At 68.1% G+C, this 19,990-nt stretch carries 13 protein-coding genes; 2 read left to right on the forward strand and 11 right to left on the reverse strand.

Features of this window, described 5'->3' with window-relative positions:
• Positions 1–17: 17 nt before the first annotated feature.
• The 9 genes from GLO27_RS10475 to GLO27_RS10520 form a co-directional block, all read right to left on the reverse strand.
• Positions 18–1,328: a hypothetical protein gene (locus tag GLO27_RS10475; RefSeq protein WP_021198741.1), complete on the reverse strand. Its 1,311-nt coding sequence runs from the start codon at positions 1,326–1,328 to the stop codon at positions 18–20.
• Between the two features lie 10 nt (positions 1,329–1,338).
• Positions 1,339–4,098: a right-handed parallel beta-helix repeat-containing protein gene (locus tag GLO27_RS20260; RefSeq protein WP_208323595.1), complete on the reverse strand. Its 2,760-nt coding sequence runs from the start codon at positions 4,096–4,098 to the stop codon at positions 1,339–1,341.
• 192 nt (positions 4,099–4,290) lie between these two features.
• On the reverse strand, positions 4,291–5,643 hold the full coding sequence (locus GLO27_RS10490) for a polysaccharide biosynthesis tyrosine autokinase (RefSeq protein ID WP_029258764.1): 1,353 nt from the start codon (positions 5,641–5,643) through the stop codon (positions 4,291–4,293).
• 55 nt (positions 5,644–5,698) lie between these two features.
• Complete coding sequence (locus GLO27_RS10495; RefSeq protein WP_167254711.1) at positions 5,699–7,009, reverse strand: hypothetical protein; 1,311 nt, start codon at positions 7,007–7,009, stop codon at positions 5,699–5,701.
• Positions 7,010–7,020: 11 nt separating this feature from the next.
• Positions 7,021–11,727, reverse strand: a complete 4,707-nt coding sequence (locus GLO27_RS10500) for a PKD domain-containing protein (protein ID WP_208323596.1) — start codon at positions 11,725–11,727, stop codon at positions 7,021–7,023.
• 86 nt (positions 11,728–11,813) lie between these two features.
• A complete protein-coding gene (locus tag GLO27_RS10505) occupies positions 11,814–12,365 on the reverse strand; it encodes a DUF4352 domain-containing protein (protein ID WP_021198746.1) in 552 nt (183 codons plus the stop codon).
• Positions 12,366–12,546: 181 nt separating this feature from the next.
• Positions 12,547–13,164: a hypothetical protein gene (locus GLO27_RS10510; protein WP_051667932.1), complete on the reverse strand. Its 618-nt coding sequence runs from the start codon at positions 13,162–13,164 to the stop codon at positions 12,547–12,549.
• Positions 13,161–13,880, reverse strand: a complete 720-nt coding sequence (locus GLO27_RS10515; RefSeq protein WP_021198748.1) for a CDP-alcohol phosphatidyltransferase family protein — start codon at positions 13,878–13,880, stop codon at positions 13,161–13,163. The genes GLO27_RS10510 and GLO27_RS10515 overlap by 4 nt, the downstream gene beginning before the upstream one ends.
• A complete protein-coding gene (locus tag GLO27_RS10520; RefSeq protein ID WP_021198749.1) occupies positions 13,871–14,824 on the reverse strand; it encodes a glycosyltransferase family 2 protein in 954 nt (317 codons plus the stop codon). The genes GLO27_RS10515 and GLO27_RS10520 overlap by 10 nt, the downstream gene beginning before the upstream one ends.
• A gap of 194 nt (positions 14,825–15,018) precedes the next feature.
• On the opposite strand from GLO27_RS10520, the gene GLO27_RS19810 reads away from it, so the two are divergent.
• A complete protein-coding gene (locus GLO27_RS19810) occupies positions 15,019–17,016 on the forward strand; it encodes a glycosyltransferase (protein ID WP_243844760.1) in 1,998 nt (665 codons plus the stop codon).
• 27 nt (positions 17,017–17,043) lie between these two features.
• On the opposite strand, the gene GLO27_RS10535 is transcribed toward GLO27_RS19810, so the two are convergent.
• Both GLO27_RS10535 and GLO27_RS10540 read right to left on the reverse strand, forming a co-directional pair.
• Complete coding sequence (locus GLO27_RS10535) at positions 17,044–18,066, reverse strand: glycosyltransferase family 4 protein (RefSeq protein ID WP_167254714.1); 1,023 nt, start codon at positions 18,064–18,066, stop codon at positions 17,044–17,046.
• A gap of 86 nt (positions 18,067–18,152) precedes the next feature.
• Positions 18,153–19,373, reverse strand: a complete 1,221-nt coding sequence (locus GLO27_RS10540; protein ID WP_021198752.1) for a glycosyltransferase — start codon at positions 19,371–19,373, stop codon at positions 18,153–18,155.
• A 120-nt stretch (positions 19,374–19,493) separates the two neighbouring features.
• On the opposite strand from GLO27_RS10540, the gene GLO27_RS10545 reads away from it, so the two are divergent.
• Positions 19,494–19,949, forward strand: a complete 456-nt coding sequence (locus GLO27_RS10545; RefSeq protein ID WP_021198753.1) for an adenylyltransferase/cytidyltransferase family protein — start codon at positions 19,494–19,496, stop codon at positions 19,947–19,949.
• The last annotated feature ends 41 nt before the right edge of the window (positions 19,950–19,990 follow it).

Raw genomic sequence — 19,990 nt, forward strand, 5'->3', positions numbered from 1 at the left:
GATCCGCCCGGATCGGACTACACCGGGTCGAGATCTCCGACCGTCAGCCGCTTCTTGTTCCGGACGATGTAGATCGAGAACGGGATCAGCTGGCAGACGACGAGCGCGAAGGCGACGCCGATCAACGGTCCCGCGATCCCCAGCACCGGGGTCAGCACGAACGAGAGCGTGATGCCGACGGCGGCCATGCTCAGCGTGGGGATCACCTGGAAGCGGATTCCCGGCTTGTCCATGATGAACATGCCCAGGGGGTACACCGCCGCGGTCATCATGATCATCAGACCGAACGCGAAGATCGTGCTCGGCCGCACGGTGAGCTCACCCTGCGTGATGAAGCCGAACAGCCACGGACCGACGAGCCACACCATCACGGTCGCGACGGCGATGGCGGACGCGAACAGGACCGACAGCAGGAACGGTCCCCGCCGGAGATCGCCGTCGTGGCGACTCTTCGCGAAATGGGGCCAGAGCGCGAGTCCACCCGCCATCACCAGTCCGTTGAGCGCGAAGAAGACCTGTCCCGCCACTCCGTACTCCGCCACATCGGTGGGACCACCGAGCTGGGCGATCACGTACCGCTGGGAGCCCACGGCGATGGGATAGGTCACCATCTGCGCCAGCATCGGCCACCCCACGTCCATCACCCGGACTCCCGGATACCGCCGAGGGCGCAGGACCATCCGCGCAGCCGCGGGAATCAGGGGGGACGTCGTGCGCGCCGTGATGAGGATGCCGAGCAGCGAGACGATGAAGGAGGCCGCGAAAGAGGCGATGGCGACGAAGGAGTGAAGGTTCTCACCGCCGAACGTCAGCATCAGCCAGACACCGGTCATGGTCAGGGGTGAGATCAGGCCCTGGAGGAGGATGACGATGTGGTTGCGGCGCTGCCCCAGCATGATCCGCGCCCAGACCCCGAGGGGGATGCCGAGGCAGAAGATGGTGACGCAGTAGAACGCGGCCAGCGAAGCGCCGGGGCGACCGCCTGCTTCGCCGAACACCAGCTCCCAGGCTCCGGTGAGCACGAGGATCGTGTTGATCGCCATCGCCGTCGCCGCGAACATCAGCAGAACGCGGCCGACCGATGTGAGCTGATATCGCAGCTTCTCGTCTGTACGCACGTTCTCGCTCGTCGCGACCGCGTTGACCAGAACCGCCCCGCTGCCGAGGTCGGTGAACGTGAGCAGAGAGGGGATCGTCGTCAGCAGCGTGTACAGGGCGAAGCTGTCGACGCCGGCACCCCCGATGATCATCCGGGTCGTGAGGACGCCGCAGACCAGCGCGATGACCATCGTCAGCGCACGCGCGCCGACGGCGAGAAGAGAGCCCATGCTTACATCGTCACCGGGGCAGGGCCCCCAGCGTCGTGCTGCTGCCGGGGAGTCGTGATACTGAAGCGATATCAGACGGCACCGGGACGGCAACAGAGCCCTGGGCGGCGGCGAACGGCGGAAGCAGCGTGAAGGAGCCATCGACGACCGGAGCACCCTCGATGAACTGCGAACGCCGGTCCTGACCCGTCGTGGCCGTGAACCCGGCGAGCGTATCGCTCACGGCGGGGTCCCTGGAGACCGCTCCCTTCGACCACGCGGAGAACCATCGGGGCGTCCCCGGCGATGTGCGCTGGTAGAGGTTCCCGTTGACGCTCGACACCATCTGGGACCCGGTGTACTGCATGGAGAAGTCCTGCACGCAGACCAGGCAGTTTCCGGCGCTCTCTGCCATGACGTTGTTCGACATCACGACGTTGCGCACGATCCAGGAGGCCTGCGGCGCGTACCGTGTGCGCGGGTCGTGGCCAGGCGTGTTCGGGTCGGACGCGCGTCGGGCATCCATCCCGATGCTGATGTTCCGGTTGCCGTTGCCGACGAAGGTGTTGTTCCAGATCTTCACATTGCCGGAATTGAGCACGAACAGCCCGAACTCGCCGTTTCGGGCGATGACATTGTCGGCCACCACGGCCCGCTCCGACAGTTCGACCATGACGCCGTGGCCGGTGTTGCCGATCACGTCGTTGCCTGTGAACGCGATGTCGAGCACCGATTCGTCGAACCACGGTCCTCGTCCGTCGTTGCCGGTGAATGCGCTGTCCGTCACCGTCACCCCGCGAGTCCGCGTGACCTTGAAGGCGCCGGAGACCGGGGAATCGTTGAAGTGCTCCATGTTGTTGCCCACCGAGAGCATCTGGGTCACTTTGAGCCCATCCGCCTGCGAAGCTCCTCCTCCGAGCAGGCCGTTCCCGATCAACGACACGCGGGTCAGCGTCGTCCCGGGGGCCCACGAGTAGAAGCCCGTCGTCGAGTTGTCGCGGATGGTCACGTCGGTGAGCGCGACGTTCGGGGCTGCCGCGATCACGGTGCCCATCTGCGGAACGCTGGTGGCGTAGCGGCGCACGCCGATTCCACGCACCTCGCTGCCTGCCGAGCGGATCGACAGAGCCTGCGTGAGCACGCTCGCCTCGACGGATGCGCCCGTGGGGTTCGTTCCGATCACCAGGCGCTTGGCCGCATCATCGACGAAGAAGGTGCCGTCCGAGACCTGCGATGCAGAGGCCACCTCCCGCAGCTGCACCCCGGCGACCCAGACCTGGTCAGGGTGTGCGGCCATCGGGTGGGCCGGATCGACGAAGCGCCACTCGGCTTGAGTGTTGTCCGGCGCCCCCTTGGTGTAGGTCGGACTGGCGTCGAGAGCCGTGTTCCAGCCCTCGACGACCCATGTGCGTCCCGAGGCCTTCCACCCCGTGACCGGCTTCGCACCGTCGAGCCAGACCGACTCGTTCGGTGCCGGTTGGATCGTGACCCGCTTCTGCGCGGGCACCACGATCTCCTCGTGGTAGGAACCGCCGCGCAGGACGATCGTCCCTCCGTTCGGAACGACGCGCAGCGCGGCAGCGACCGTCTTGACGGGCGAGTTCTTGGTTCCCGAGGCTCCGTCGACTCCCGAGGGAGAGACATAGACCGCCGTCGCCGGGGCGTCGTAGGCGAGCGTTCCGGGCGCATGGGCACCGGGAGTCCCGCGCACGCCCTCCGGCGTTCCCGGCGGCACCGGCTCGGGCTCGGGCGCCGGTGTCGGAGTCGGAGTCGGAGTCGGCGTCGGCGTCGGAGTCGGAGTCGGAGTCGGCGAGGCCGTCGGCTCGGGCGACGGGGATGGTGTCGGCTCCGGCGCAGGCGTGGGCTCCGGCGCAGGCGTGGGCTCCGGCGCAGGCGTGGGCTCCGGCGCAGGCGTGGGCTCCGGCGCAGGCGTCGGCTCCGGCGCAGGCGTGGGCTCGGTGGAAGGTTCCGGCACCGTGGTGGGAGTGGTGACTGAGACGTCGTCGATTCCGACCGGAACGGCGGTCCGAGCACCCGAAGACGTGTAGAGCGAGAAGGCGTAGCCACCCGCCGCCTGGATCCGGTCAGCCGAATCGTCGGAGTACGTCACCTGCCAGTCAGTCGGCTCCGCAGCGCCCGATTCCCAGGCCTTGGCGCCCAACTCCACCGGGCTCGTGCCGGTGACGCTGAGTGCCACGGTCAGCGTGGTGTCGCCCGTCACCGTGAGCGGGAGTCTGCGCTCGCTGAGGTGCTGCACGCGCATGAGGTCCGTGAGACGCACGATCGACACATAGGCAGAGCCGTCGGGATGCACGCGCACACGCACCCCATAGGAGTCGGCACCGGACACGCGGACAGCCTGGGAGAGGTAGAGCGGCCCTCCCACCGGAAGCTCGGGGACGGTCAGCGAGAAGCGGCTGTCCACGTCGGTCGCGGCGACACCGTCGACGGTCGCTCGGGCGGTGATGCCGGGCTTGCGGCTCGCGAGCAGGGCCTGCGCGCCTGTCACGCTCGCCGTTCCCTCCACGACGCGCCAGGGCCCCTCGGGCGACGAGCCCCATCCGGAGCCGACGGCGCGATCCATGTCATCGTCGATGACCGGGGTGTCCGCCGATGCCTGGGACTGTGCGAGAGTCACGGCGTCGTCGGCCAATGCCGACGACGGAACGGTTGTCAGCGCGGCAGTGAGCGCAAGGGTGGCCGTCAGTGCACCTGCGAGGAGCTTTCGAGAGCGTCGCCGAGGCGGAGTCGCGGACTCGCGTGATGCGAGATCGAGGAACGGAGTGGACACGATGTCACCGTCTTCTGGGGCAGATTCATGATCACCCCGCATCTCCGCCGCAGTTTAGACCCCGGCAGCAAAGAGCGAGTCCCCCTCGCAACTCATGAAGAATACCCGGCTACCGGGGCAAAGACAAACGAACACCGCGTCACACCGATATACTCCGTCGCCTGCGCGGTGTTTCCGCGTCGAGGCATCGCGTCAGTCGCTGTAGTACTCGCTGCGGTGTCGATCCGGACGAGCACGGTTCAGGACGGTGCCGAGGATGCGCGCGCCACCCGATTCGAGCGACTTGACGCTCTTCGCGAGGGCGGCGCGACGGGTCTTGGTCGCGTCGACCACGAGGATCACGCCGTCGGTCTGGGTGGCGAAGAGGTTCGCGTCCGCCACGCTCAGGATGGGCGGAGAATCGATCACGACGTAGTCGTACTCCGCCGCAGCGAAGTCGAGCAGCTGCGCCATGCGAGCGGAGGTGAGCAACTCCGCAGGATTCGGCGGGATGGTGCCGGCGGGGAGGATGTCGAGTGTGCTGTCTGCCACGCTGTGCTTGGCCACCTCGAACTCGACCTCGTCGAGCAGCACGCTCGTGAGTCCGATCGAGCCGTCGATGCCGGCGTGCTCGTGAGCCCGCGGCCGCCGCATATCGGCGTCAATCAGCAGGACGGAGTTGCGCAGCCCGGCGAGCGTCATGGCGAGATTCACCGAGACGGTCGACTTGCCCTCGGACGGCATGCCCGACGTCACCAGCAGCACCTTCACCCGTGAGGAGACGTTCGCGTAGGCGAGCGCCGAGCGGATGCGACGGAACTCCTCGGAGGTGTGGCCCAGCGGCTCCTGGGCCACAGCGATACCGCGCATGGCCAGCAGCGGAGACTTCGAGACGACGCCCAGCACAGGGTCGCCGCCCGCCTCGGTCAGCGTCTCCTCGGTGCGCATGCGGGTGTCGAGCACACCGATCAACGCCGCGATGGCGAGTCCGAGGACGCCACCCAGGAAGCCTCCGAGGAGAGCGTCGCGAGGCTTGCTCGGTGTGAACTGGAACTCGGGCACGACGGCATCATCGATCACCTGAGCGGTGATCGTGGATTCGCCCTGTGGGTCTTTCGGCGCCACATCCTTGACCACGATGATGAGTTGTTCGGCCACGGCGTCGGCCAGCTCGGCGGCCTCCTTCGCGTCATCGGTGATCCCCGTGATGCGCAGCGTCACGGTGCTCTGCGGGATCGTGACCTCGATGTCACGCGCGAGAGCGCGCGGCGTCGTGTCGAGGCCGAGCTCCTCGATGACGGGATCGAGCACCCGCGAGCTCGTCGCGAGCTGCGCGAAGGACAGCATCTGGCTCTGCGTGTACACAGAGCCCTGGTTGAGGTCGGAGGCGCTGGTGCCCTGATTGAGAGCGAAGTAGAGCGAGGTCGTCGCCTGGAAGAGCGGGGTCTGCAGCGAGGCGTACCCGTAGGAGCCCGCGGCCCCGACGACCCCGAAGAGCACGACCATCCACCAGAACTTGCGCAACGAGCTGGCGATGACGCGCAGACTCACCCGGCTCTCGCCCATGACTCCCCATTCCCCCTCAGACTTCGATTCTAGAGGAGTGTTCGATTCCACGACTTCATGACTGTGCAGGGCGCTCCACGGCGCCACGGGGCGGGCGCGAAGTCTCGAGCGATCCCCGCCGTATCTCCACAGGTCCCTCGCGCATTCCACCGAGCGCGTCGGCGTCGCGGGCCCACGTGATCGCGAGCCCCACGCAGAACCAGAGGAACATGCTGTACTGCGTGATCAGTGCGACCACCACGAGGCTCGGCAGCTGCCCCACGACGGCGATGGACGCCGGGCTCCGGGTCGAACGTCGCACGGTCATGATCGCCGCGCAGACGATCGCCGCCATGATCAGCAGGGTCGGCACGTAGCCGTAGCGGAGCAGGGTGAGGACGAGGGCGTTGTCGACGGAGCGCGCGAAGTAGCCGAGGTAGTAGTCACCCGAGACGAGCGAATGCCAGTCTCCCGGATTGCCGAAGAGCTGCACCTGCTGGAGGAGCACGAGGAGGTCGGTCCGATAGTCCGCGCTGCCGCCGGCCTCATCGCCCGCCGCCCCGAAGACGGAGTCGATGATCGGGATCGCGATGACGGTGCCGATGACGCCGGCGGTGACGATCGCGACCCGGAACCGGGTGGACACCCCGACGATCAGGAACGTGGACAGCACCAGAGTGAGCACGAGGGTGAGCTGACCCGCGCGACTGAACGTCAGGACCGTCGCCACGGCGATGAGTACGACGCCGCCGATCTTCGGGACCAGACGCCACTTCGTCGCCACGATGAACGCCGACGACATCGCCAGGGCCGCTCCCAGGGCGATCGAATGCCCGAACGCGCCTTCCACCCTCAAGACCCCGCCGCGTTCCTGCAGAGGGCTCCAGGTGTCGTAGATGACGCCCGATCCCGGGATCAGCACGAACGGGTTGAACGACGTGAAGAACTCGACGATGCCGAGGACCGCGGCGATGATCGCGACCACGGCGATCGTCGACGTGACCCACCCCGGCGCGATGCGGGCGAGGACGACGCGCCCCCAGAGGTAAGGGATGACCCACTCGAGCAGCGCGGCGACGAGAGACGGAAGGTCCACCGAGCCGAAGCCGTACAGTCCGACGATGACGATGATGAACGCCACGACCCAGGCATCCGCGGCCCGCAGAGGGACGACGGACCAGTTGACGATGATCATCAAAGCCGTGAGCAGCGTGATCGCCGCCCAGTAGAAGCCGACGTTCACGCCGACCCAGAGCGGCACGAAGAAGAGCACGCACGCCCAGGCCACGAAAGCGGTGCGCGGCATCAGCCGGAGCACGAACACGACGATGGCCACTGCTGCAATTCCTCCGACGGCGAGGAGCGCGATCGGAACAGCAGTGGCCATGCGTCAGGATCTTACTGGGGCGCGGTGACGCGGAACGAATCGAACGAGACGTTCAGAGGCGCCGTCGAACTGCCCGACCGGTTGCCGCTGAGGCCGACCGCTCCCGCAGCCAGCGGCGTCGCATCCGTCGCGTTGATCTGCCAGTTCGCCGGCTCGGTGGTACCCGTCGCCCAGATCTTCGCCGAGATGGCGGTCGAGGTCGACCCGGTGACCGACACCTTCAGGCTGTACGACGTGTTCGCCGCCCAGACCAGCCCGGGCACGGCCTGCGTGAGCACCACGGTCCCTTCACGGTGGACCACGAGCCACACGGTTCCGTCGGGACGGAGCCACGCGCGGGCGAAGTACTTCCCCGCGGCCGTCTGACGGGCGATGACTCCGATGTAGGCGCCACCCGCGGCGGGAGCCTGATCGACGCGGAACTGCGTCTCGAGGAGGGCATCACCGATCGACGTCGTGTTGAGCGTCGCATGACGGGTGTCTCCGGCGACCAGGCTCAGCTTGCCCTGGCCGTCGGCGACGGTCGCCGCCGCCTGCGAGCCTCCGGCGATGCTCCAGGCACCGCCGGTGACCGCGCTCCCCCAGCCGGGACCAGCGGTGCGGTCGAACTCATCGCTCGCCAGCGCTGCCGGGTTGGGCTCAGGCTGCGGCTCGACAGGAGGTGCCGTGACCGTGACCTGCTGGGTGGCGGTGTTGGTCGCGCCCTTGTCGTCCGTCACCGTGAGGGTCACCGTGTAGGTGCCCGCCGCCGTGTACGCCCGCGAGCTCGTCGCTCCGGTGCCTGTCGTTCCGTCTCCGAAGTTCCAGGCGTAGGAGGCGATGGTGCCGTCCGAGTCGGTCGACGCTCCGCCGTTGACGTTGACGGTCAGGCCCGTGGCCGTCGCCGTGAACGCGGCGGTCGGCGCGACGTTCGTCGGCTGAGGCTCGGGCTGCGGCTCGGGCTGCGGTGTCGCGGCTCCGAGGTTCTTCAGCGTGAAGTCGTCGAAGCTCGCGAGGTTGGTGCCGGTCGCGCTGCCGGCTCGGTAGGAGAACACCGTCGGGGCTCCGGCGGCCTGGAGGGCCGGCGTCGCATCCGTGGTCGAGAGCTGCCAGTTGGCGGGCTCTGCAGCGCCGGCCGCCCACAGCTTCGCGCGGATCGTCGTGGTTCCGGAACCCGTGGTCTCCATGGCGAGGTTGAAAGTGCTTCCCGCGGTCCACGTGAGACCGGCGACCGCGGTGCTGGCGATGGCCGTTCCGTTGCGGTGGATCACGAGCCACGTGGTGCCGTCCGCACGGTGCCATGCGAGCGCACGGTAGCCGTTCGAACCGGAGCGACGTGCGCCGAGTCCCTCGTACGCGACACCCGTCGACGGTCCGGAGGCCAGCGAGTAGGTGATCCGCGCCGACGTGTCGAGGAGCGACGTGCCCTGCAACAGCATCTCGCGGGTCTCACCCGGGGTGAGATTCACCTTGCCGACGCCGTCGGCGACGGAGGTGACGGCGGCCGAACCGCTCATGGGTGCCCAGGTGCCGCCGACATCAGCCGCGCCCCAGCCACTCGAGACGACGCGGCCGAACGAGTCGGATGCTGCGAACACCTGCGCCTGAACGGTCACGGACTTCGTGACGCTCGCCGAGCCGCCGAGGCTGTCGGTGACCGTGAGGGTGATGTCATGCGCACCCGGCTGGGTGTACGTGTGGCCGGCGGTCGCCCCTGTACCCGCAGGCGTTCCGTCGCCCCAGTTCCAGGAGTAGGAGAGCGTCGCCCCGTCGGACGCGCTCGACCCTGCGGCCGAGACGTCGACGTTCATCCCCGACGCGGTCGATGTGAACGTCGCGACCGGGTTCGCATGGGTCGTGACGGCCTCACGCGTGGTGGTCGCCGTGCCACCACGGTTGTCGGTGACGGTCAGGGTCACCGTGCGCGTGCCCGCCGAGGCGTACACGTGGCTGGCGACCTGGCCGCTCGACGTCGATCCGTCGCCCCAGTTCCAGTCGTACGAAGTGATCGTGCCGTCGGAGTCGGTGGAGGCGGAGGCATCGGCGGAGACCGAGAGACCGGTGCCCGTGACCTCGAAGGAGGCGGTGGGCAGCACATTCGCCGCCTGGACCACGACCGGGTTCTCGGTCGTGGTGGCCAGCCCGTTGCTGTCCGTGACCGTGAGCTTGGCCGTGTAGGTTCCCGCGGCGGTGTAGGTGTGCGAGACCGTCTGGCCGGTGGCCGTCGCCGAGTCGTCACCGAAGTCCCAGCTGTAGCCGGTGATCGTGGCCGAGCCGGTCGGTGCGGATGCACTGGCGTCGAACGCCACCGCGAGATCGGTCGGCGTCGCGGTGAAGGCGGCGGTCGGCGGCTGGAAGCCCTTGCCGATGCCGTAGTGCGTCTGCACCTGTGCAGCGGTCATCGCGTAGGGGTAGACCGCGACCTCGTCGAGCGCACCCTTGAAGTTGATCGAGCTCGGCGCGGACGGCCAGCCGTTGAGGTTGTCCCCGCCGACGCGCCAGTAGCCGACGTAGTTCTCGGCAGTGGTCGCACCGGCTGCCGATGAGACGAGAGCGCCGTCGATGTACAGCTTCATGCCGGCAGCGCTCTGCGTGGCCACAGCATGGTGCCACGCATTGTTGTTCAACGCCGTGGAGTTCTGTACGGTCTGCGTGCTGCCGTTGTACGTGCCGAAGACCAGCCGACCGTTGTTCGTCATGTAGAGATGACGGTCGTAACTCGTGGAGTCACCCGAGGCCGCGTTCCCGTAGCCGAGAAGCTTCCCACCGGTCGTCGTGTTCGTCTTGAACCACAGTTCGGTCGAGAACTCCGTCGGGGCGGCGATCTTGTCGGTCGACGAGATTCGTCCCGTGCTCGTTCCGGAGAAGGTCGAGGCACCGGTGGCGGTGTTCTCGACACCGGAGGTCGACGACGTCACGCCCGAGCCGAACACCGGCGGGTTCGCCCCCGCCCAGTCCTGCGGCGCGGTGCCCAACGGGTAGTACAGCTGCGGGCTATCCGTGATGACCGCGTTGGTGTAGCTCGAGACCGTGCCCGATGCGACGGTCACGGACATCGCCTGACTGCTCACGGTGTTGCCGTTGCCGTCCTTCGCGACGACCGTGTACTCCTGCTGCGACCCCGGCGTGGCGGTCTTGTCTTCGAGGATGACGGCCGGTCGGTTCCACCAGGTTCCGTTCGCCGTTGTCGTGGCGACAGGGGTCGCCGTGCCCGTGCGACGGAGCTCATACGTGAGCGTCAGGTCGTCGCGGTCCCAGTTGGCCGGGATCGAGACGCGGACGCGACCCGGAATGAACGACTGCGCAGTGCCTGTCCAGTTGGCCGCGGCGAGGCGGGGTCCGTCCTTGGCTCCGCCCGGAGGGTTCGTCGAGAAGCGCACGAGGCCCTCGAATCGACCGTTGTTGACCGAGCGGAACTCGCCGCCGATCGAGATCATGTTGCCGGCGCCGGTGATGGAGAGTCCGGCCTGCCCCAGGCCCGTCGTCACGCCGACGGCCCAGTCGGGCGTCCAGGCGTAGGGAGACGGCGCGGGGGTGCCCGCCCAGTTCTTGTAGGTGCCGCCGGCTGCGGGCTGGTTGCCCAGCGAACCGCGGGCATCGGCCGTGTACGCCTCGGAGTAGCGGTGCGTGCGCGGGTTCTGCTCGGGGTGCAGGTTCATCGTGCCGCACGCGTGCGTGTGGCTGGTCGTGTAGACGACCTTGCCGGTCGAGTAGACGCCGTAGTGGTCGCCGAGGCAGTCGGCGATCCAGCGGACCTGTCCGGTTCCGGCCTCCGCCGCGAACGTGCCCTCGAGGTTTCCCGTGGCGGCGTCGGCGTAGACCCAGCCGGTGCCGTAGACGGCCGTGGCATCGGCGGCGAGTCCGAAGATGCCGGCCTTGCCCGAGTTGCTGCCCGTGTTGGAGCCGTTCTTGACCGTCTGCGGGAGCGCCCACGACGAGTCGACGGCACCGGTCGTCTTGTCCAGCGCGACGGTGCCGCGCATGGTCAGGTCGCCGTTCACCTGCGAGAAGCGGCCGGCGGCGATGACGTTCTGACCCGCGGGGTCCATGACCATCGCGTCGACCTGGAGGTCGGTCTGCGGTGCCCAGCTCAGCAGGGCACCGTTGGCGGCGTTGAAGCCGGCGAGGTTCTTGCGAGCCGTTCCGTTGCCCTGCGTGAACAGGCCGCCGACGTAGACGCTCGATCCCGAGGTGGCCAGCGCGTAGACGCCGCTGCCGCCGATGGACGGCGAGAATCCGGGGACGAGCTGACCGGTCACGGCGTCGAGGGCCGCGAAGTTCCAGCGCGCCTGACCGTTGACCGAGTTGAAGGAGCCGCCGATGTAGATGCGGCTTCCGTCGGGCGAGGCGGCGACAGCCTTGATCACGCCGTTCACCTGCGGGGCGAACGACAGCAGCTGGCCGGTGTTGATGTCATAGGCGAGAACGTTCGAACGCGCCGTCAGGCTCGTTCCCGGGGCAGCCAGGGGCGCACGGGCGTTGTCGAACTTGCCGACCGCGTACACGGTCGAACCGATGGTCGTCTGAGACCAGACGTAGCCGTTGTCGATCTGCACGGTCGGAATCGGATCCGACGTGACGACGTTGTCGTCGCGCTGCAGCAGGGGCGGTGGTGTCGACGAGACGTCTGCCGACGCCGCCTGTGCACCCAGTGTCGTCATGCCGGCGACGAGCAATGCCGCCGTCACGACAGACGCAAGCGCGCTCAGCGCCCGCCTCGTGGTCGATGTGTTCCCCATAGTGACTCCCCAGCCGCCAGTTTTCTTCTTCGAAAATGAGTTAGTGCGATGAAAAACCGAAAGTGATGCGAAAGAATGCGTGCGCGTCAGGAGAGCTGGCCGGCGAACGTCGCCACCGGCTCTCCTGCGGCGTAGTTGACGCTGATCTTCACCGAGCGGCCCTGAGTCGGGTCGAGCATGAAGACGTAGGTCCCCGTGGCCTTCGCGCCGGCGGCGAGCTCGCCCTGCAGGGGCTCGTTCGGACCGGCGGTGGTCGAGACGCCGATGTCGCCGTCGTCCGTGACGAGGCTGACGACCGCGGAATCGACGCTCTGCGCGCGCTTCGAGTCGTTGGACACGGAGAGCGTGACGACGACTGCGGAGCCGGCGTACTCGCCGGGCGTCTCGGGCTTGATGGTCGTCGTCGAGATCTTGTCGATCGTGACCACCATGTCGGTGGAGAGCGCGATCGGTGCGTCGAGCGCCCCGCTCTGCTCGGTGAGCGCCGGAGCCTCGGTGGGCCCTTCGGTCTCCGTGTCGGAAGGCGGCGTCCAGTCGGTGGTGCTGGTGCCTTCAGGCGCCGGCGTCTCGGACGCGCCAGGCGCTGCGGTGCAGCCGGCCGTGACGAGTGCGAGCGCCACCAACGGCGCGACGACCATCGCTCGTAGTGAGCGCGAAGAGCCGTCCCCAGAACGGCATGATGAAACTTTGAACACTGCAGCTCCCCAGAACCCAGATTCCCCGTTCCCAAAGCCCCCTCGGCTTCGGGTCCCCTTCAACCGCGTAGAACGCGGCGTCGGCTAATCGTAGTGCGAGGACCGGAATATCGCAAGTGTTCGCTCAAGAAGAGTGTCGCCGATGTCCTCCCAGTTGCGCCAGGATGGTCGCGACGGAGGCCTCGACCTCCGAGATCGTCTCCAGGTGTCCGCGGCTTCCGTGGCGATCGGCGATGCTCGTCGGGTCGACGGTCGTGCGGCCTCCGAAGAGCTGCCGCAGGCGGGTCCCGACACCTCCGGACGCGGCCAACGGAACGGCTCTCGATCGACCCCGGTCGAGGTGGGCGACATATTCCGCCACCCGATCCGGAGCAGACGACGCGAAGCCCTCACCGAGGTGAGCGGCTTCCTTTATCGTGAACATCCAGTCACGCGACCGCGGTGCCAGTCGCACCAGCTCGCCACGGATGTCGCGCGAAGCCGTGAGCACGATGCTCGCCTGCTCGATCTGCTCGACCGTGACCGGTCGCGCCCGGTGCGCCCGGGCTTGTGCCTGCCACTCCTCGTCGTCGTGCAGCGACGCCACGACCGAGCAGATCGGGTCGCCCGCGTTCGCTCGGATGCCCGCGCTGCTCACCGAGAGGGGCGAATCCGCCCCGAGCCCCCGCCTCAACGCGAGTTCGGCCAGAGGCGACCGGCAGACGTTGGCGGCGCAGACCACGAGGATCTTCTCGTCGGTCATGCGGCCTCCCCGAGCTTTCCGATCTCGCGGAACCACTTCACCGCGGCGAGCGCCAGGAACAGGACGGCTGCCGCGCAGAGTGCGCCGTAGCCGACGAGGAACGCCGGGGTCCATCCCCACAGGACGAACACGAGGCACACGAGACCGAAGTCGGTCGGCAGCAGGATGAGAGACCGCAGCAGTGTCCCGCCGCCGCGCTCATGGGTCGACGCCACCGCGTGCTTTCCCTTGAGCAGGTCGTTGAGGAGCATTCCGGAGAACGTGGTCGTGGCCACGATGCTGAACACGATCGGGATCAACAGCAGCAGAGGCGTCTCGGGGAGGACGCGGTAGAGCCCGATGAGCACGGCGAGATGGAGCGAGGCGATCTTGATCGTGTCGATGAAGTGATCGAGCCACTCGCCCTGGGGGCTTCCCCCGCCGCGCAGACGTGCGACCTGGCCGTCCGCGGAATCCCAGGCATACCCGAGCACCAGAAGGAGGGCGATCAGCAGCCCCATGGGCACGTTCACGGGACCGAACGCGATCAGTCCGATCGCGACGAACGAGTGCACCGCGCTGATGATCGACACCTGGTTGGGGGTGAGACCGATCCGGTAGGCCACGGCGGCGAGCACCCGCCCGATACGACGGTTGACGTACACCGAGTACGCGGGTGCCCCTCGCGCGTGCCCCTTCTGCGCACGCGCGAGACGGTGATATGCGTCTACGACCATTTCCTGCCCTTCTGGACCGTTGCGTGGGTCCGCGCGATCCGACGGGCCTCGCGGACACCGCGAAGATAGGCCCGGATCGGTGCGGCCGACTGGATCAGCTGCCGTCGCCCACCTCGGAGGATGACCTCTCTGGCCGTGCGGGGGATGGAGCGGCGCCAGCGCTGCACCGCGGCATCGTCGAGATGACGCACCGCGTACAGCATCCGGTTGCGGATGTTGTAGTAGTAATACCCCTCGGATTTCGCCCGGGAGGTCTCGGGTTCGGCGCGCTGCGTGCCGCCCTCATCATGCACCGCATTGGCGTCTTCGACGAGCATCAGCGAGCCGCCGGCGGACACCACGCGGCGAGAGAAGTCGACATCTTCCCAGTACAGGAAGTAGTCGTCGTCGAAACCGCCGGCGAGCTCCCACACTTCGCGCGTGATCCACAGGCAGGCCCCGCTCAGCCAAGGTTCGAACGGCTGCGCATCGCCGTCGACGCGCTTGCGTCGTGCGCGCATGGTGCCGTCGTCGAGCAGGAGGTCGATGCCGGCGAACCAGGTTCTTCCATCGGAATCCGTGATGACCGGCGAAGCGAGCGTGGTGCGTGAGGCAGCGGTGACGGAAGCGAGTCGACGCAGGGAGTCGCGGTCGATGTGCGCATCGGGATTGATGACGAGCACGTCGGTCGCCCCCTCGGCGAGCGCGCGCGTGACACCGATGTTGACGCCGCCGCCGAAACCCGAGTTCGATTCCGATTCGATCAGCAGCCAGCCGTGCGCGTCGGCGACTTCGCCGGCGGCACGCCGTTCATCGGCGTTCGACCAGTTGTCGACGACGAGGACGAGCACGTCGGGATCGATCGCCCGCGCTTCGCGCTCCACGGTCACCAGATTGCGTTGCAGAAGCCGCGCCGAGGCGTAGTTGACGACGACGACGGCAAGCCGTCCGTGCTCGATTGACACGCGATCCTCCCCCCGGATCCGGGTCACGGATCGCCTCGGGTCGTCGGTCGAATTCCCCAGAGTCGCGACCGACGTCGACTCCCAGGACAACGACTATACGCGAGAGCAGCCCCCGCAGATCGGTATCAGGGGGTTCACGATACGATGAGCCGGCGTCGGAGTCGAGGCGCGATACTGCCATGGGGATGGGGCGGATGACCAGGGGACCGGAATCGAACGACATGATCACTGTGACGATCGGCGTACCCACGTACCGGAGGCCCGAGCTTCTGGCGGCCCTGCTCCGGACGCTCCCCGCACGCATCGCCGAATGCGCCGACCTCGGAGTCGCGGTGGATGTGCTGGTCGTCGACAACGACCCCGCGGGTTCTGCGCGGAGCATCGCCGCGGACGCGGATCTCCCTGTGCGCTACGTCGTCGAACCCGCACCGGGGATCGTCGCCGCGCGCAACCGCATCCTGGATGAAAGCGCCGATCGCGATCTCCTCGCCTTCATCGACGACGACGAGATCCCTCGGGAGGCATGGCTCTCCTCGCTCATCGAGGTCTGGCGCGAACACGGTGCGGACGCCGTGATGGGCCGCGTGATCTCGGTCTTCGACGAGGACGTCGACCCGTGGCTGCTCGCGTCCGGCACGTTCCGGCGACCGCCGAGACGGACGGGCACCGTGCTGCAGGTGGCCGCCGCGGGCAACCTGCTGCTCGACCTCCGTTCCGTGCGTCGGCTCGGGCTGCGCTTCGATCCGTCCCTCGGTCTGGGCGGTGGGGAGGACACGCTCTTCTCGCGGCAGCTCGCACGTCGTGGCGGCCTGATCGTGTGGTGCAACGAATCGGAGACAGAGGATCTCGTCGTCGCGTCGCGCCTGAGCCGCGCCTGGGCGGCGCAACGGGCATACAGCTCCGCGAATGCCGGCACCCGCATCCAGCTGATGTTGACCGACGGGAAGATCCGTCGCGGCATCCTGCGGTTGAAGGCCCTGGTGGGCGGCGTGGCCCGGATGGTCGTCGGCGGCCTGCGCAGGATCTTCGGAACACTGACCTCGAACATCACCCACCACGCCAGAGGAACCCGCCTCGTGCACCGCGGCCGCGGCACGATCGCGGCCGCCCTCGGCCGCCGCTATGACGAGTACCGTCGCCCATCGGAGGATGACACGACCATGACCGACACCGCATCGAGCATCCGCGTGATGCAATCGTTGGGCGCCCCCCGTCCGACGACGAACCCGTACAACAAGATGCTCGATGAGGCGCTCGGATCCACGGAGGGCCTGACCCGCCTGCGGTTCTCCTGGGGGACGGCTCTGTTCGGACGCTACGACGCCTTCCACTGGCATTGGCCGGAGGCGAAGCTGCACGGCTCCACGTGGTGGAAGTCCACGGGCAAGTTCCTCCTCACGACGGCGCTCGTGTTCCGACACCGCCTCTCCCGTCGCATCGCCGTGGTGCGCACCGTGCACAACATCGAACTCCCCGACGACAACGCGCCTCGGCTGTGGCTGCTGCGTTTCATCGATCGCCACACCGACTACCGGATCGTCATCAACGAGACCACTCCGCTCGCCCCCGGCACCCCGCACAGCCTGATCCTGCACGGCGACTACCGCGGCTGGTACGCGAGGTTCCCCTCGGCGGAGCGGGTGACGGGGCAGCTGGGGTCGTTCGGCGGCATCCGTCGCTACAAGGGTCTGGAGGGCTTCATCGATGCCTATGCCGAGGCCGTGACGGTCGAGCCGGCGCTGAGCCTGCGGATCGGCGGGCGGCCGTCCACCCCTGAGCTCGGCGACGACCTCCGGGCGCGGACCGCGGATCTCCCGGGCGTCGAGCTCCACCTCGACTTCCTGAGCGATGCCGAACTCGTCCAGCTCGCGACCTCTTCCGACCTGATCGTGCTGGCCTACCGTTTCATGCACAACTCGGGCAGCGTCCTCGCCGCCCTGTCGATGGACCGACCGGTGCTCGTCCCCCGCAACGAGGCGAACGAGGCTCTCGGACGCGAAGTCGGACCGGAGTGGGTGCTGATGTACGACGGCGATCTCGATGCGCCGACCGTCGTCGAGGCGTGGCGGTCCGCGACCACGCTGACGGGCTCGCCCGATCTCTCCCGCCGCGACTGGGCCGACGCCGGCCGCGCTCACGCGGACGCGTTCCGCGCCGCCGTGCGGGTCAAGCGCCGCGGCGCCAAGCGCTAGGGCGCCTCGGCAGCACCCGGCGCATCGTCAGGCGGGGGCCAGCAGCCCTCGCACGAGAGATGCGACCATGATCTGCGTCGTGAAACGCCGCTCCACCTCGATCCGGCCGTTCCGCCCGAGCTCGGCGGCATGTCCCGGATCGTCGAGCAGTCGGAGCAGCGCGAGGGCGAGCTCGGCAGGATCCTCCGGACGAACGAGGTGGCCGGTGCGCCCCTCGCTCACGTACTGCTCCATCCCCGGGGTATCGGTGACGACGACAGGACGCGCCGTCGCGAGCGCTTCGAGTGCGACCGTCATCCCGGAGGCATGGAGGTTCGGCCGGGTCGGGATGACGACCACGCTCGCGGTGGCGTAGAGGTCGCGGAGGTCGGCATGCGGCATGTGCCGCACGACCCGGACCCCCTCCGGCGGGTCGAGGTCCGACCGCGTCTGAACCACCGCCTCGGTCTCCGGACGGATGGCGAGGACCCGGGCGAGCGCCGCATAGAGGGTGGCGGGGTCGCGGTCGCGGTCGTTCCCCACGCTCACGATCCGCGGCCGGTCCGGATAGGGCCTCGGGACGAAGAACGCGCTGTCGATGCCGAAAGGGACAGCGAACACGCGCGTCGGTCCGTGCCCGAGCATCGTTCGCAGGGGTTCGACCTGTGCGTCGCTGAGCACCCAGGCGGCCTCTGCCCTGCCGAGCATCGCGACCATCCGTGCCGGTGCCTCCCCGGTCTCGGCCATATCCGTGAGCCAGATCACCCCGGTGGCGAATCGGGTCCGCGGGTGGGTCGTCTGCATCCGATAGGCCGTGTTCTCATCCCACGTCAGCGTGAGACCGTCGACGGGGCGCGGCCCCATGGACAATCGCGCACGAGCTCGCGCGACGCGGCCCGGCGGGGCGAGGTCGATCACCTCGACCGCCGCGTGGTCACGCAGTGCATCGAGACCGTACGGCCAGATGCTGGGCACCTCTCCCCTGGCGTGGCTCTGCTCCCAGGTGCGCGCCGACTGTTCGACACGATGCGCCCAGGTGAGAGACAGCGAGGGACCGCCCTCGGATTCCACGAGCCCACTATGGACCCCCTCGCCCGTCCTGGCAAGAGAGGAGTCGCCGAGCGCTCTCGAAACCGGCTCCGGAAGGAGCCCCGCCCTCAGAGCTCGCCGGGCTTCATCACCTCGGCATCGATGGCACGGATCACGCGCTGGGCCGCGGTGTCCGTCGGGGGCTCGGCGCCATCGCCCTCACCCTTGCGTCGCCGCTGAGGCGCGTACACGACGAGCGAGTGGAACAGGAAGCGGGCGAAGAACGCCACGATGAGCGAGAGGCCGGTCGCGACGACGCTCGAGATGTGCCACGACTCGACCATCAGAGCCATCACCGGGATCCGCAGTGCGGCCTCGATGTTGTTGAACGCGAAGGAGCTGGCGAAGCGGATGCCGAGGGCGCGCGCGTCGGTCCGCATATCGGCGAACACGAAGCGCTCCTGCAGCACGAAGTTGCCGATGATCGTGACCTCGGCACCGATGATCGCCGCCCAGATGTACGGGACCCCTGCGGCGGTGAGCGCCCACATGATCCCGAGGTTGGCGGCGGCGCCGATCGCACCGATCAGTGCGAACAACGACATCTTGCCGAAGCGCAGGCGCGCGAGGTGCTCGAGGAACATCGCCCCCTGACGCATGCTCGCCTTGGACGTGCCGTGTCGACGTTCAGCGAACTCCATCGGCACCTCGGCGATGCGCAGATCGTTGCGAGCGAGGATCTCGAGGAGGATCTTGAAACCCCGGGGTTGGAGCGTCGAGCGGTCGAGACGACCGCGATCGACCAGGAAGAACCCGGTCATCGGGTCAGTGCTGCGGGCGAGACGGATCGGGAACATCGCCCGCGTCAGCCACGTCGCGACGCGGGAGACGCCGAAGCGCACAGCGGTGCCGAGGCCGCTCGTGTCCCCTCCGCCGATGTAGCGGGACGCGGCGACGACATCGGCGTCTCCCTGCGCATACCGGGCGAGCAGGGTGGGGAGGAGTTCGGGCGGATGCTGCAGGTCGCCGTCCATCACGATGCAGATGTCGAAGGCCGCGGCCTCGAGCCCGACGACGACGGCGCCGCCCAGTCCGCCCGTGTTCTCGGATCGGTGGATCACGCGCACGGGGAGCGGAGCATCTGCCGCCACCCGCGCGACCTCGGCCGCCGTGTCATCCGTGCTGTCGTCGACGAACAGGATCTCGGCGTCCCACCCCTCGAGGGCGACCGCAGTCCGTGCCACGAGCTCGGCGATGTTGTCGCGCTCGTTGAACGTCGGCACGATGACCGTGACCGGTGTCCCCACGTCCGCCCCCTGTCCCCCACGCGCATCGCGTGCGGCCTCCATCGTTCCACGGGTTCCTATGCGGGAGGAAACCCGGACCTGCTAGACTTTCGAACCGCGGCTGTGGGAGTCGCGAAGCGGATGGGGATCCGCTTACTGGGGAATTACTGATCTGGGGAGATCATGGGGACGCGTATCGGCTATGCCGTTGGTGCTTTCGACCTGTTTCACGTCGGGCATCTGAACCTTCTTCGTCACGCCAAGCAGCACTGCGACATTCTGATCGCAGGCGTCGTCAGCGACGAGATGCTGCGTCAGGTGAAGGGCATCGAGCCCGTCATCCCGACGGCCGAGCGGGCGGAGATCGTGAAGCACATCTCGTTCGTCGATGACGTCTACGTCGAGACGACGCCGTCGAAGATGGACTCGTGGCGCGACGTGCAGTTCACGCACTTCTTCAAGGGCGACGACTGGCGCGGCACCGAGAAGGGTCTGCGCCTGGAGCGCGAGTTCGCCGAGGTCGGCGTCGAGGTCGTGTACTTCCCGTACACGGCGCACACGTCGAGCTCGTCGCTGCGTCGCGCACTCGACGCGATCACCGCGGGCGCGAACGCTCCCGCGGTCGCCTCGGTGCGCTGAGAGCCCGAGCAGCCCTTCGCCGCCCGGTCGGTGCGCCACCG

Origin of the sequence: Microbacterium sp. Be9, assembly GCF_011754135.1 — a bacterium.
In the GTDB taxonomy this organism is placed as follows: Bacteria; Actinomycetota; Actinomycetes; order Actinomycetales; family Microbacteriaceae; genus Microbacterium; species Microbacterium maritypicum_A.